Source organism: Streptomyces daqingensis, assembly GCF_014645895.1.
Classification (GTDB): domain Bacteria; phylum Actinomycetota; class Actinomycetes; order Streptomycetales; family Streptomycetaceae; genus Streptomyces; species Streptomyces daqingensis.
In genome coordinates, this window is sequence record NZ_BMMP01000015.1 from 14,293 (window position 1) to 28,537 (window position 14,245).

Annotated in this window: 10 protein-coding genes; 2 read left to right on the forward strand and 8 right to left on the reverse strand. The window is 70.6% G+C overall.

Features of this window, described 5'->3' with window-relative positions; genetic code table 11:
- Positions 1-146 precede the first annotated feature (146 nt).
- Both IEY56_RS21375 and IEY56_RS21380 read left to right on the forward strand, forming a co-directional pair.
- Entirely contained in the window at positions 147-1,388 is a 1,242-nt protein-coding gene (locus IEY56_RS21375; RefSeq protein WP_189038897.1) for a thiolase family protein, read from the forward strand.
- A complete protein-coding gene (locus IEY56_RS21380; RefSeq protein WP_189038898.1) occupies positions 1,385-3,514 on the forward strand; it encodes a 3-hydroxyacyl-CoA dehydrogenase NAD-binding domain-containing protein in 2,130 nt (709 codons plus the stop codon). Before IEY56_RS21375 ends, IEY56_RS21380 begins: the two co-directional genes overlap by 4 nt.
- 101 nt (positions 3,515-3,615) lie before the next feature.
- Here IEY56_RS21380 and IEY56_RS21385 read toward each other — a convergent pair whose 3' ends face one another.
- The 8 genes from IEY56_RS21385 to IEY56_RS21420 all read right to left on the reverse strand — a co-directional run bounded on the left by IEY56_RS21385 (position 3,616) and on the right by IEY56_RS21420 (position 14,215).
- Positions 3,616-4,281, reverse strand: coding sequence for a DedA family protein (locus IEY56_RS21385; RefSeq protein ID WP_189038899.1), 666 nt, complete (start codon positions 4,279-4,281; stop codon positions 3,616-3,618).
- Positions 4,282-4,395: 114 nt separating this feature from the next.
- Positions 4,396-5,889, reverse strand: coding sequence for a glycosyltransferase family 39 protein (locus IEY56_RS21390; protein ID WP_189038900.1), 1,494 nt, complete (start codon positions 5,887-5,889; stop codon positions 4,396-4,398).
- Positions 5,890-5,981: 92 nt separating this feature from the next.
- A complete protein-coding gene (gene dxs / locus IEY56_RS21395; RefSeq protein WP_189038995.1) occupies positions 5,982-7,892 on the reverse strand; it encodes a 1-deoxy-D-xylulose-5-phosphate synthase in 1,911 nt (636 codons plus the stop codon).
- Positions 7,893-8,304: 412 nt separating this feature from the next.
- Positions 8,305-9,615 carry a sugar ABC transporter permease gene (locus IEY56_RS21400; protein WP_189038901.1) on the reverse strand — a complete coding sequence of 437 codons (1,311 nt, stop codon included), beginning with the start codon at positions 9,613-9,615 and terminating at the stop codon, positions 8,305-8,307.
- Complete coding sequence (locus IEY56_RS21405) at positions 9,612-10,409, reverse strand: ATP-binding cassette domain-containing protein (protein ID WP_045865694.1); 798 nt, start codon at positions 10,407-10,409, stop codon at positions 9,612-9,614. The genes IEY56_RS21400 and IEY56_RS21405 overlap by 4 nt, the downstream gene beginning before the upstream one ends.
- A 100-nt stretch (positions 10,410-10,509) precedes the next feature.
- Positions 10,510-11,601: a substrate-binding domain-containing protein gene (locus IEY56_RS21410; protein WP_189038902.1), complete on the reverse strand. Its 1,092-nt coding sequence runs from the start codon at positions 11,599-11,601 to the stop codon at positions 10,510-10,512.
- A gap of 208 nt (positions 11,602-11,809) precedes the next feature.
- Complete coding sequence (locus tag IEY56_RS21415; protein ID WP_189038996.1) at positions 11,810-13,117, reverse strand: ROK family transcriptional regulator; 1,308 nt, start codon at positions 13,115-13,117, stop codon at positions 11,810-11,812.
- A gap of 189 nt (positions 13,118-13,306) precedes the next feature.
- A complete protein-coding gene (locus tag IEY56_RS21420) occupies positions 13,307-14,215 on the reverse strand; it encodes a carbohydrate ABC transporter permease (RefSeq protein ID WP_189038997.1) in 909 nt (302 codons plus the stop codon).
- Positions 14,216-14,245: the final 30 nt, after the last annotated feature.

Sequence of the window (14,245 nt, forward strand, 5' to 3'; positions counted from 1 at the left end):
CCCGTGGCGCCTGCCGCGCACCGGCCGGAGTGTGACGTGTACCCCTCGCCGGAGGCGGGCCTTGCCCCTGAGTTACCCATGGGTAGCATGGCCTGTGGGAAGCGCGCCGTCCGGCGTATCTGTACCGCACCTGGAGGAGAGCCAAAGTGCCTCGTACCGCTAGGGACGTCGTCTTCGTCGACGGCGTCCGTACACCGTTCGGCAAGGCGGGCCCCAAGGGCATCTATCACGAGACCCGGGCCGACGACCTGGTCGTGAAGTGCATCCGTGAACTGCTGCGCAGGAACCCGGACCTGCCGCCGGAGCGCATCGACGAGGTGGCGATCGCCGCCACCACGCAGATCGGCGACCAGGGCCTGACGCTGGGCCGCACCGCCGGCATCCTCGCCGGGCTGCCCAACACCGTGCCCGGGTACTCCATCGACCGCATGTGCGCCGGTGCGATGACGGCGGTGACGAGCACCGCCGGATCCATCTCCTTCGGCGCGTACGACGTCGTCGTCGCGGGCGGCGTCGAGCACATGGGCCGGCACCCGATGGGCGAGGGCGTCGACCCCAATCCGCGCTTCGTCTCGGAGAAACTGGTCGACCAGTCCGCGCTGTTCATGGGCATGACCGCGGAGAACCTGCACGACCGCTTCCCCCACCTCACCAAGCAGCGCGCCGACGAGTACGCGGTGCGCAGCCAGGAGAAGGCCGCCAAGGCCTACGCCAACGGCAAGATCCAGCAGGACCTCGTGCCGATCTCGGTCCGGCGCTCGAACGAGGAGGCCGGGGAGACCGGCTGGGGCCTGGCCACGCAGGACGAGCCGATGCGTCCGGGGACCACGCTGGAGCAGCTCGCCGGGCTCAAGACGCCCTTCCGCGCGCACGGCCGCGTCACGCCGGGCAACGCCGCGGGCCTCAACGACGGCGCGACCGCGTCGCTGATCGCCGCCGAGGACTTCGCCCAGGAGGCGGGCCTGCCCGTCAGGATGCGGCTGGTCAGCTACGCCTTCGCCGGCGTGGAGCCGGAGGTCATGGGCGTCGGTCCGGTGCCGTCCACCGAGAAGGCCCTCGCCAAGGCGGGGCTGTCCATCGACGACATCGGCCTGTTCGAGATCAACGAGGCCTTCGCCGTGCAGGTGCTGGCCCTGCTGGACCACTACGGCATCGCCGACGACGACCCGCGCGTGAACCAGTACGGCGGCGCCATCGCCTACGGCCACCCGCTCGCCTCGTCCGGCGTACGGCTGATGACGCAGCTGGCCCGGCAGTTCGAGGAGCAGCCGCACGTGCGGTACGGGCTGACGACGATGTGCGTCGGCTTCGGCATGGGCGGAACGGTCATCTGGGAGAACCCGCACTGGAGCGGCGCGGCCGACGGACACGAGGGAGCAGGCAAGTGAGCAACACAGCTGAGCTGCTGAAGGGCGCTGCGGAGCTGTTCCCCGACGAGGTCGTGACGCAGGCGCACGTGCGCCACCTCGACCTTCCGGGCGGGGCCGGCCGGTTCGCGCTGATCACGCTGGACAACGGATTCGACCACACCAAGCCGACCACGTTCGGGCCCGCTTCGCTGGCCAACCTGGACGCGGCCCTCGATCAGGTGGAGAAGGAGGCGGCGGAGGGCGAGATCGTCGGTGTCGGGCTGACCGGCAAGCCGTTCATCTTCGCCGTCGGCGCCGACCTGAAGGGCGTCGAGCTGCTCAAGGAGCGCGACGACGCCCTCGCCATCGGGCAGGGCGGGCACGCCGTCTTCCGGCGCCTGTCCGACCTGGGCGTGCCGACGTTCGCGTACTACAACGGCGCCGCGATGGGCGGCGGTGTCGAGGTGGGTCTCCACTGCACCTACCGCACCGTCTCGCAGGCAGTGCCCGCCTTCGGGCTTCCCGAGGTCTTCCTCGGGCTCGTCCCGGGCTGGGGCGGCTGCGCGCTGCTGCCTAACCTCATCGGTGCCGACAAGGCCGTCTCGATCATCATCGAGAACTCCCTGAACCAGAACCGGCAGATCAAGGGCCCGCAGGTCTACGAACTGGGCATCGCCGACGCCCTGTTCGAGGGCGCCGACTTCCTGGAGCAGTCGCTGCGCTGGACGGCGTCCGTCCTCAAGGGCGAGATCGAGGTCGTACGGCCCGAGATCGACCGCGGCGAGGCGTGGGACCAGGCCGTGGACCGGGGCAGGCAGGTCGCCGACGGCAAGGTGCACGGTGCGGCGCCCGCCGCCTACCGCGCCCTCGACATCGTCGCCGCGGCCAAGAGCGGCGACCTGGGCGCCGGCTTCGACGCCGAGGACGAGGCGCTGGCCGACCTCATCATGGGCGGCGAACTGCGCAGCGGCATCTACTCGTTCAATCTGGTGCAGAAGCGCGCCAAGCGGCCGGCCGGTGCGCCCGACAAGTCGCTGGCGCGTCCCGTCACCAAGGTCGGCGTGGTGGGTGCGGGCCTGATGGCCTCGCAGCTGGCGATGCTCTTCGCCCGCCGCCTGGAGGTGCCGGTCGTGCTGACCGACATCGACCAGGAGCGCGTCGACAAGGGCGTGGGCTACGTCCACGAGGAGATCGACAAGCTGCTGCTCAAGGGCCGGATCAACCAGGACAAGGCCAACCGGCTGAAGGCGCTGGTGACCGGTTCGCTGGACAAGGCCACGGCGTTCGCCGACGCGGACTTCGTCATCGAGGCCGTCTTCGAGGAGATGGGCCTCAAGCAGCGGATCTTCGCCGAGGTCGAGGCGGTCGTGCCGGAGCACGCCATCCTGGCCACCAACACCTCGTCGCTGTCCATCACAGAGATGGCCTCGCAGCTCAACCACCCCGAGCGGGTCGTCGGCTTCCACTTCTTCAACCCCGTCGCGGTCCTGCCGCTGCTGGAGATCGTGCGCGCGGAGCGCACGGACGACGCGTCGCTGGCCACCGCCTTCGCCGTGGCCAAGTCGCTGAAGAAGACGGCGGTCCTCGTGAAGGACGCCCCCGCCTTCGTCGTCAACCGGGTCCTGACCCGCTTCCTCGGCGAGGTGCTGCGCTCCATCGACGAGGGCACTCCGGTCGAGGTCGCCGACAGGGCGCTCGCGCCGCTGGGGCTGCCGATGTCGCCGATCGTGCTGCTGGAGCTGGTCGGGCCCGCCGTCGCCCACCACGTCTCGGAGACGCTGCACGCCGCGTTCCCCGACCGCTTCGGCGTCTCGGAGAACCTCGGCCGGATCGTCGAGGCGGGCAAGCGCAACCTGTACGTCTACGACTCGGGCAAGCCCGAGCTGGACCCGGAGGTCGAGGCGCTGTTCCAGACCGGGGACACGGTCCTCACGGAGGAGCAGGTGCGCGAGCGGGCGCTGGACGCCATCGCGCAGGAGGTCCGCCTCATGCTCGACGAGGGTGTCGTCGCCGAGGCGCAGGACGTCGACCTGTGCCTGATCACCGGTGCCGGCTGGCCCTTCCATCTGGGCGGGATCACCCCGTACCTGGACCGGGAGGGCGTCAGCGAGCGGGCGACCGGGCGCCGCTTCCTGGAGCCGGGTGTCGCGAGCGTCCCCGCCTAAGGGACGCTCCGGGAGCTGCCGGAAGGCGCCCGTCCGCGAGGGTTTCGCGGGCGGGCGCCTTCGCGTGCGGCGCGGAAGAGGGGGCGCGGCAGGGCGCGGCGTCAGGAGCGGTGGTCCCCGGTGCGTCCGGAGCGGTGCTGCGAGACCCGCTTCACGACGAAGACGACCAGCGCGACCACGAGGAGCGCCCCGACGGCCTTGGAGAACAGGCCGACGTACTCTCCCACCGTGCTCCACCGGTCCCCGAGCCAGTAACCGGCCAGCACCAGCACGGAGTTCCAGATCAGGCTGCCAGCGGTGGTCAGGAGCAGGAAGGCCGGCAGCCTCATGCGCTCGACCCCGGCGGGCACGGAGATCAGGCTGCGGAAGACGGGGACCATACGGCCGAAGAAGACGGCCTTCGTCCCGTGCTTGGCGAACCATTCCTCGGTCCGGGTCAGGTCCCCGGCCTTCACCAGCGGCAGCTTCGCCCAGATCGCGTGCAGGCGCTCACGGCCGAGCAGCACGCCGAGCCAGTAGAGGGCGGTCGCGCCGACCACCGAGCCCAGGGTCGTCCAGAAGAGCGCCGAGGCCAGGGACAGCACGCCCTGTCCTGCCGCGAAGCCCGTGAGGGGCAGCACCACCTCGCTGGGAAGAGGAGGGAAGAGGTTCTCCAGGGCGATGGCCAGGCCCGCTCCGGGCCCGCCCATGGTCTCCACGAGGTCGCCGGCCCAGCCCGCGATGCCCCCCGCGGGCTGTTGTCCCGAGGCCAGGTTCAAGGACTGCATGTGCCACCTTCCGGCGTCGACAGGCGGACTCGGCCGCTCCTGCCCGCCTACCCCGGAACCGGCCCCGCCCTACAAAGGGGCGGAACCGGGCCGGGTCGCAGGGCCGGGCCGCGCTCAGCCCGCGGGCGGCTGTGCGCGGACGTACAGGACGGCGCCGCCGACGGTGCCCGCCCGCTCGTAGTGCCGCCCGAGGAACTCGCGCAGCGTCGGCGTGTGCCGCACGGCGTAGGGCTTGCCGCGCGAGTCGTCGACCACGAGCGCCGGCGGATCGCGCCGCAGCTCGCCTTCGAAGTACGGCCAGGCGCCGTCCATGGCGTACCGCTCCCCCACCCGGACGCCGCCGCGTCCGCCGCTGAAGTTGGTGAGGAACCCGGCGGTCAGGTAGCGGGACGCCGGTGCGCGGTCGGCGAGCCAGTAGGTCTCGGGGTGCATGCCCCACAGCAGCACCCGCTCGGACGGGACGGTGCGGGAGCGGATCTCCGCCGCCAGCCGCTGCTGGTGGGCGAGTTCGCCGTACGGGGCGAGCATCGCCCACAGCAGGAAGGCCGCCGTGACCAGCCCCTGGACAACGAGAGCTGCCGACAGCGCCTGTCTGCGCAGGTGTTGGAGCGCTGAGGCGGCCAGCAGCGCCAGGGCGGGGGTGAGTTGCAGGAAGTAGTGGCCGAAGAACTGGAAGCCCACCGTCACGGCGGCAGTTGACGCCGCCAGCCACACCCACACGTCGGCGGCCCCGCCCGGGCGGCGCCGCGCGTACCGCGCCGCGAGGACGACGGGCAGGCAACCCCCCACCAGCAGTGCCGAGTTGGCGGCTGCCCGCAGCGCGGCGTGAGCGGCGGCGCCGTCGACCGACGCGTAGTCGCCGGAGCCGGTCACCGTCCAGAACAGCAGCCGTCCCGGACCGAGCGCGAGCGCTGCGGCCGCGACGGGAAGCGCCGCCGCCCCGAGGAGCCGCACGGCCGCACGTCCGCCGCCCCGCGACTGCCACAGCAGCCACAGCACCGGCAGCAGGACGGCGCCTCCCGTCTGCTTCGTCAGCGCTGCCGCCGCCACCGCGAGGCCCGCTCCCGCCCAACGGCCGCGGTCGGCGCACCACATGGCGAGGACGGTCCACGGAAGCATGAAGACCTCGAACGTCGCCGCCTGCGTGTCCTCGGGGACGAGCCCCACGGACACCAGCACATAGCAGACTCCCGCAAGCACGCCCGCCCGGTCTCCCCAGCGGCGGCGCGCCAGCGACGCGAGCAGCACGGCGCCGGTGAGCACCGCTGCCACGGCGGCTGCCCGCAGCGGCCACAGCGAACCGTCCCCGAAGACCGCGAACGCGCCCTCGTAGAGCCAGGGCAGCAGCGGCGGCTTGCGGTCGACGACCGTCTCGTACAGGACGCCGCCGGCCTCCAACTGCCGTGCCTGCGTGGCGAGGAAGCCCTCGTCCGGATTCCACAGCGGACGCGCGAACGACGGCGCGCGGGTCACCAGCGCCAGCAGCGCCAGTACGGGCAGCAGCCGCCCCCAGAAGCCCCCCGGCAGCAGCCGGGCCGCCGCCCGCTGCGGCGGCGCACCTCGTGCGGGCACCGGCGTCGGGGCGGCGGAGGGGCGGGAGGTCGGCATGCGTTCAAGCTAGCGGGCACGACGGCGAAGGGCCTGACCGGTCCCTCGCGGGATCCGTCAGGCCCTTCAGCGGCATGTCGCGTGCGAATGCCTCAGTCGCGGGCCGCCTCCGCTGCCTGCGTCTCGAACCGGCCGTCCAGCTTCGCCACGAGACCCGTGACCTGCCGGGCGATGTCGGGCGCGGTGAGCCCGATCTCGGCCATGACCTCGGCCCGCGAGCCGTGGTCCAGGAAGCGTTCCGGGATGCCGAAGTCACGCAGCGGCACGTCCACACCGGCGTCGCGCAGCGCCTGCGAGACGGCAGAACCGACGCCTCCCGCACGGCTGTTGTCCTCCACCGTCACCACGACGCGGTGCTGCTCCGCGAGCGGCGCCAGCTCCTCGTCCACGGGCTTGACCCAGCGCGGGTCCACGACCGTCGTGGAGATCCCCTGCTTGTCCAGCAGGTCGGCGATCTCGAGGCACATCGGGGCGAGCGCACCGACGGAGACCAGCAGCACGTCGGGGCGCGCCGTGTCGGAGGCCTTGCGCAGCACGTCCATCCTGCCGACGCGGCCGACCGCCGGCACCGCGGGCCCCACGGCGCCCTTGGAGTAGCGCACCACCGTCGGGGCGTCGTCCACCTCCACGGCCTCGCGGAGCTGGGCGCGCACCTGGTCGGCGTCGCGCGGGGCGGCCAGGCGCAGACCGGGGACGCACTGCAGGATCGACATGTCCCACATGCCGTTGTGGGAGGCCCCGTCGGTTCCGGTGACTCCGGCCCGGTCGAGGACGAACGTCACGCCGCACTCGTGGAGCGCGACGTCCATGAGCAGCTGGTCGAAGGCGCGGTTGAGGAACGTCGCGTAGACGGCGAAGACGGGGTGGAGCCCGCCGGTGGCCAGTCCCGCGGCGGAGACCGCGGCGTGCTGCTCGGCGATGCCGACGTCGTAGACGCGCTCGGGGAACTCCTCGGCGAAGGCGTGAAGTCCCGTGGGGCGCATCATCGCGGCCGTGATGGCCACGATGTCCTCGCGTTCCCTGCCGAGCTTGACCATCTCCTCGCCGAAGACCGAAGTCCAGTCGGCGCCCGAGGTCTTCACCGGCAGCCCGGTGTCGGGGTGGATGACGGGGACGGCGTGGAACTGGTCGGCCTCGTCCTCCAGCGCGGGCTGGTAGCCGCGGCCCTTCTCCGTCAGGCAGTGCACCAGTACCGGCCCGCCGAAACGCTTCGCCCGCTGCAGGGCCGACTCGACGGCGGCGACGTCGTGCCCGTCGATCGGGCCGACGTACTTCAGGCCCAGGTCCTCGAACATGCCCTGCGGGGCGATGAAGTCCTTCAGGCCCTTCTTCGCGCCGTGCAGCGTCTCGTAGAGCGGCTTGCCCACGACGGGGGTGCGGTTGAGGACCTCCTTGCCGCGGGCGAGGAAGCGCTCGTAGCCGTCGGTGGTGCGCAGCGTGGCGAGGTGGTTGGCGAGACCGCCGATGGTGGGCGCGTAGCTGCGTTCGTTGTCGTTGACGACGATGACGAGCGGACGGTCCTTCGCGGCGGCGATGTTGTTCAGCGCCTCCCAGGCCATGCCGCCGGTCAGCGCGCCGTCGCCGATGACGGCGACGACGTGGTCGTCCTTCTGGCGCACCTCGTTGGCCTTGGCGAGGCCGTCGGCCCAGCCGAGGACGGTGGAGGCGTGGCTGTTCTCGATGACGTCGTGCTCGGACTCGGCACGCGAGGGGTATCCGGACAGGCCGCCCTTGAGGCGAAGCCGGGAGAAGTCCTGACGTCCGGTCAGCAGCTTGTGCACGTAGCTCTGGTGGCCCGTGTCGAAGAGGATGCTGTCCTTCGGGGAATCGAACACGCGGTGCAGCGCGATGGTCAGCTCGACGACGCCCAGGTTGGGCCCCAGGTGCCCGCCCGTCTTGGCGACCGAGTCGACCAGGAACGAGCGGATCTCCCCGGCAAGCTGCTCCAGCTGCTCGGGCGCGAGTTCGTCGAGGTCACGTGGACCCTTCACACGGGTCAGCAGGTCCCACCTTCCCCTTCGCTGTGCCCTGGGGAACTCCACCGCCCCCGACCCGGGATGACGCGCGGAGCGCGGCCCCTTATCCACGGTGCCTCCTTGCTGTCGAGCATCTCGACTGTGCTGATTCAGACGAGTCTAATGTTCCTACCGGAGGCGGGTTCTTCTGGCCGTGCGAGATGGGTCACCCGACTGGGCGCGGCGGCAGCGGGCCGGCGGGCTCCCGGCGGCCACGAGCGGGGAAGAGGCCGCGGGCCGGACTTCACTGATCCGGGCGTACGGAAGTGGTGAGGCTGCGCGGGGACGCACGAGGCGCCCGGCCCGGCGGGAACGCGTGAGGCGCCCGGCCGGGAAACCCCGGCCGGGCGCCTCACGTCGGCTCTCACCGCGGACTGGTCCGGGCGGTCGCCTGGGCCCGCTAAGTACGTCCGGCCGTCTTCTGCGTACGGCGGGAGACGGAGTCGATGACGACGGCGGCCAGGAGCACCGCACCGGTGATCATGTACTGGATCTCGCTCGCCATGCCGAGCAGGTTCAGGCCCTGCTGGATCGACTGGATGACGAGGATGCCCAGCAGCGCCGACCAGATCTTGCCGCGGCCGCCGAAGAGGCTCGTACCGCCGATGACGGCTGCGGCGATCACGTTCATCAGCGTGTTGCCGGCGCCGAGGCTCTTCGTGGCACCGCCGGAGAGGCTGGCGATGAACAGCCCGCCGAAGGCCGCGAGCATGCCCGCGATGCCGAAGACGGTGATGCGGACCCGCTCGACGTTGATGCCGGCCCGGCGTGCCGCTTCGGCGTTGCCGCCGACCGCGAAGATCTGCCGACCGTAGGTGGTGCGGCGCACCACGAAGTCGGCGAGGACCAGCACGGCGAGGAAGAGCACCAGCGCCAGGGGCAGCCCCCGCGACTGGTTCAGCACGTAGGCGGCGACGAACGCCACCACCGCCACGACCGCCGTGCGCACCACGATCTCGCTGACGGGCCTGAACGGCAGGCGGGCCGCCCGGCGCCGCTTGGCGTCCGTCAGCAGGGCCGCCCCGTAGGCGAGTACGGCCACCAGTGCCAGGCCGTAGGCGGCGGCGATGTCCTCGAAGTAGTAGCCCGTCAGGTCCTCGACGACGCTGCCCTCGGGCGTGTTGATGCTGCCCTCGGAGCCCATCAGCCAGATCTGCAGGCCGCTCCAGCCGAGGAACCCGGCGAGGGTGACCACGAAGGCGGGTACGCCGACCCTGGCGAAGAAGAAGCCGTGCAGGGTGCCGATGGCGAGGCCGGAGCCGATGGCGATGACCACCGCCAGCCAGTCGTTCACGCCGTTCGTGACGCTGAGGACCGCCCAGACGGCGGCGCCCACGCCGGCGACCGAACCGACCGACAGGTCGATCTCGCCGAGCAGCAGCACGAAGACGATGCCGGTCGCCATGATGCCTGTACCGGCGATGTAGACGCCGATGTCGCTGACGCTGCCCGCGGAGAGGAAGTTCTCGTTCAGCGACTGGAAGATGACGGCGATGATGATCAGCCCGAGCACGACGGGCAGCGAGCCGAGCTCGCCCCCCTTCAGCCGACGCTTGAAGTCCGTCAGGTAGCCCGCGAAGCCCTGTTCGCGTACGAGGAGCCTCGGGTCTACCGCGGCGCCGTCGCCGGTGGCGGCCGCGTCCGGGGTCTTCGTCAGCGCGTCCGACGCCGGACCGCTCTCGCCGCGTTCCTTGTCGACGGTGTCGCTCACTTGGCCACCTCCTTGTCGGTGCCGGCCGTCGCGGTGCGTGCCTGGCGGCGGGTGACCGCGTTGTCCGAAGCGCCTGTGATCGCCGCGATGACCTCCTCGTTGGAGGTGCTCGCCACGTCGAAGACGCCGTTGTTGCGGCCGAGGCGCAGCACGGCCACACGGTCGGCGACGGCCTTGACGTCCGCCATGTTGTGGCTGATGAGGATGACGGCGAGGCCGCGTTCCCGCAGCCGCTCCACGAGGTCGAGGACCTGGGCCGTCTGCTCGACGCCGAGCGCCGCGGTCGGCTCGTCGAGGATGACCACCTTGGGGTCGCCGATGAGCGCGCGGGCGATGGCGACGACCTGCCGCTGGCCGCCGGAGAGCGACGCGACGGGGATGCGGACGCTGGGGATGCGGATGGAGAGCGTGTCCAGCAGCTCCATCGCCCGCTTCTCCATGGCGATCTCGTCCAGGACCGCGGCGCTGCGCACCTCGTTGCCGAGGAACAGGTTGGCGACGACGTCCAGGTTGTCGCACAGGGCGAGGTCCTGGTAGACGGTGGCGATACCGAGGTCCTGGGCGTCGTGCGGCCTGTTGATCGCGACCGCCCTGCCCTCCCACTCGATGGTGCCGTCGTCGATGGGGTGGACTCCGGCGATGGTCTTCACCAGGGTCGATTTGCCGGCGCCGTTGTCGCCCACCAGGGCGATCACCTCGCCGGGTCGTACTTCCAGATCCACGTCGGTGAGCGCCTGCACGGCGCCGAACCGCTTGGAGATCCCGCGCAGCGCCAGTACGGCTTCCTTCGCCACTGGGCCAACTCCGATCTTCCGTCGGCCGCCGCCCCCGGCGGGCGGGGGCGGCGGCCTTTACTTCCCGATGGCTGCGGGCCACTCGCCGTGGCCCGGGGGGTCACTGCAGACCGGCTGCCTCGCACGCCTTCTCGAACTGCGGCGTGCAGATCTGGTCGACCTTGTAGACCTTGTCCTTGAGGATCGTGTCCTTGATGTTGTCCTTGGTCACGATCTTGGCGTCGTACAGCTGGGACGGGACGCCCTTCTTGCTCTTGCTGTCGACCTTCTTGGGCGTGAACTCGTCGATCTTCTCGCCCTTGAGGAGAGCCACCGCGATCTCGGCGGTCGTCTCGGCCTGCGGCTTGATCGCCTTGTAGATCGTGAGCGTCTGGTCGCCCTTGATGATGCGCTGCAGACCGGCGAGTTCGGCGTCCTGGCCGCCGAGCGGCACGTCCTTGACGCCCTGCTTCTTCATGGCGGTCGAGACGCCGCCGGCCATGCCGTCGTTGGCGGCGTAGACGCCGTCGAAGCCGTCCTTGCCGAGCTTGGTGATCGCGGCGCCCATCTTCTTGTTCGCCTCGTCCGGCGACCAGTCCGGGATGTCCTGCTCGTAGACGACCTTCTTGACCTTCTCGTCGAGCACGCTGTGCGCGCCCTTCTTGAACAGCGGGGCGTTCGGGTCCGTGGGCGACCCGTTGATCATGACGACGTTGCTGTCCTTCGCCTTGTCCCCGAGCGCGTCGACGAGGCCCTGGCCCTGCAGTTCGCCGATCCGCTCGTTGTCGTAGGAGATGTAGGCGGAGATGTCGCCTTCGGCGAGGCGGTCGTACGCCACGACCTTGACGTCCTTCTTCGCGGCCCGGTCCACCCACGACTTGGTGGCCTGCGCGTCCACGGCGTCGAGGATGATCGTCTTGACGCCCTGGGCGATGAGCGCGTCGAACTGCTTCTTCTGCGTCTCGGAGTCCTGCGAGGCGTTGTTGTACTTCACCTTGCATTCCGAGCAGAGTGACTTGATCTTCTTCTCGATGTACGGACGGTCGAACGTCTCGTAGCGAGTGGTCTTGTTCTCCGGCAGCAGAAGACCGATGGTCTTGTCGTCTCCGCCACCGCCGCCGTCGCCACCGCCGGCCTTGCCGCACGCGGCGAGCGACAGGGCCATCGAGACGGCCGCCGTACCTATGACGACGCGACGCACCTTTGCGTTCATGGGGTTCCAACCTCCCTGACGAGGCCGCGTCGTTGCGGCCGAGGTGGTCGGAAGTCAACTCTCAGGGAAGTCAAGCGTCAAGAAGTAAATCATTAACGAGACGGCAACGATGCCATCCGTTATCTCCGTGAACCCAAAACGGTACTTTAGGTAACCGTCCGGGCCCGGTACGGAGTCGGAAGCGCCCCGCCGCGCGACGCGCGACGCGTCAGGAGAATCCCACCACCGCGCCGACGGGCGTCCGCCGCCGGCCGCCCTCTGGGGAGGCTCCGGCACGCGCCGACGCCGATCTGTTCCGCCTCGTCCCCGGCTCGCCCTTGACCTGAGCGCCGTGCGAGGAGCCGCCCGCCGGGTCCAGCAGCGTCGCGTCGCCCATCTCGCTCAGCACGAGCGCCAGCGCGCCCAGCACCTCCGCGCGGCCGCCGAGGGTCCCCGGCACGACGGTCAACTGCCGTGCGGCGCTGGGGATCGCGTACCGCGCCACCGAGTCCCGCACAGGACCCAGAACCAGGTCGCCCGCTTCGGCGAGGTCGCCGCCGAGCACGACGCGGCTGGGGTTGAGCAGGTTGCACAGATTGGCGACGCCGCTGCCGATGTGCCGGCCGATGTCGGCCACCACGCGGCGGCAGCCCGGGTCGCCGTCCCGTGCCAGTTCGACGACGCGCGTCATCGTCAGGTCCGTGCCGTGGCTCGAGTGCAGCAGCGGCAGGACGTAGCGGGCGGCGGTGAACGTCTCCAGGCAGCCGCGGTTGCCGCAGCGGCAGACGGGCCCCGACTCGTCGAGGGTGATGTGCCCGATCTCGCCCGCCGTGCCGCCCGGGCCGCGGTAGATCTGGCCGCTGATGACGAGGCCCGCGCCGACGCCGCTGGCGACCTTGATGTACGCAAGGTCGCCCGCGCCGCGGCCGTTGCCCCACACCTGCTCGCCGAGCGCGCCGAGGTTGGCGTCGTTGTCGACGTAGACGGGCACGCCCAGGCGCGAGGCCAGCTCCTGCCGGGGGTGGGTGCCGGCCCAGCCCGGCAGGATCGACGTCGAGCCCAGCTCGCCCGTCTCCACGTCGATGGGGCCGGGGACGCCGAGTCCGACGCCGATCAGCTTCTCGCGGCTGATGCCGGTGGCCGCGACGAGGCGGTGGACGAGCTGCTCGGCGCGGTCGAAGCCCTCGTCGGCGGAGGCGTCCACGTCGATCGGCTCGGCCTCCTCGGCGAGCACCTGGTGCGCCAGGTTGCCGACGGCCACCCGCAGATGGGAGTGGCCGAAGTCGACGCCGACCACGGCGCCCGCGTCACCGCTGAGGGAGACCGCCCTCGCCCTGCGCCCGCCGGCGGAGGTGGGGGTCACCTGGACGGTGCCGCTCTGCTTCAACTCCCGGACGATGTTGGAGACCGTCGCCGCGGACAGCCCGGTCGTACGGGCGATCTCCGCCTGGGTCAGCGAGCCGGCCATCCGCACCGCGCGCACGACCCGTTCAAGATTGGCCCGGTGCAGAGAGGACTGCGACCCCGGAGTCTCCACCACTGATCCACTCCCGCCTCGACGGCCGGCGCGACCATCGGACCGTCCGCCGCACCGCGTCAATGGAACGGCATGCCTCCAACATATGAACTCTAAGCAGAGCCCGAGGGGATCTCTCCCGTCAAGACCTTGAGCGAGGTATTGCGCTCACCTGTGGAGGCCCGCAGGAGCGTGAGCGCAAGCGCGAACCTACTTCAGCGCGCCCGCCGTGAGACCGGCGACGACCTGCCTCTGGAAGATGATGTACGCCGCCAGCACGGGCAGCATCGCCATCACCAGCCCCGCGAACAGGCCCGACCAGTCCCCCTTGTAGCCCTGGCTGGCGGCCAGTTCGACCAGTCCCTGGGTGAGCACCCGCTGGTCGGGGTCGGTGTTGAGCACCGTCGGCAGCATGTACTGGTTCCACTGGCCGAGGAAGTTGAAGATGCCCACGCTGATCAGACCGGGCTTCGCCATCGGCAGCATCACCTGGAAGAAGGTCCTCGTGTGGGAGGCCCCGTCGATGAGCGCCGCCTCCGCCACCGACGTCGGCAGCGAGCGGAAGAAGGACGTCAGGAAGAACGTCGTGAACGGCAGCGAGTACGCGATGTAGGCGAGGATCAGGCCATGCCGGGTGTTCAGCAGCCCGGTGTTGCTCATGACGTAGAAGAGCGGCACGAGGGCCAGGATGATCGGGAAGCTCATCCCGCCGATGAACAGGAAGTAGAAGAAGCGGTTCCCGGGGAAGTCGAACCGGGCGAGAACGTACGCCACCATGCTGCCCAGGAGCATGGTGCCGAACAGCGAACCGCCCACCACCAGCAGGGTGTTGAAGAAGTACTCGCTCATGTGCGCCTGGCTCCAGGCGCGCGACCAGTTGTCGAAGCTGAGCGAAGTCGGCAGCGACCAGGGCGAGGTGAAGATGGCCTTGTCGTCCTTGAAGGACGTCATCACCGCCCACAGCAGGGGCATCACCACCATCACGGCCCACAGGACGAGCATCCCGTGCGAGAAGACGTTGAGGGTCCTCCCCTCGCTGCCCCGTGCGCTCTCCTTGTCGGCGGAGCCGCGCAACGGGTCGGCGGTGAGTGCCTTGCCCACCGACTGCGTCTCCGTCATCTCCGGTTCCTCCGGAAGGGTGCCGGCGCT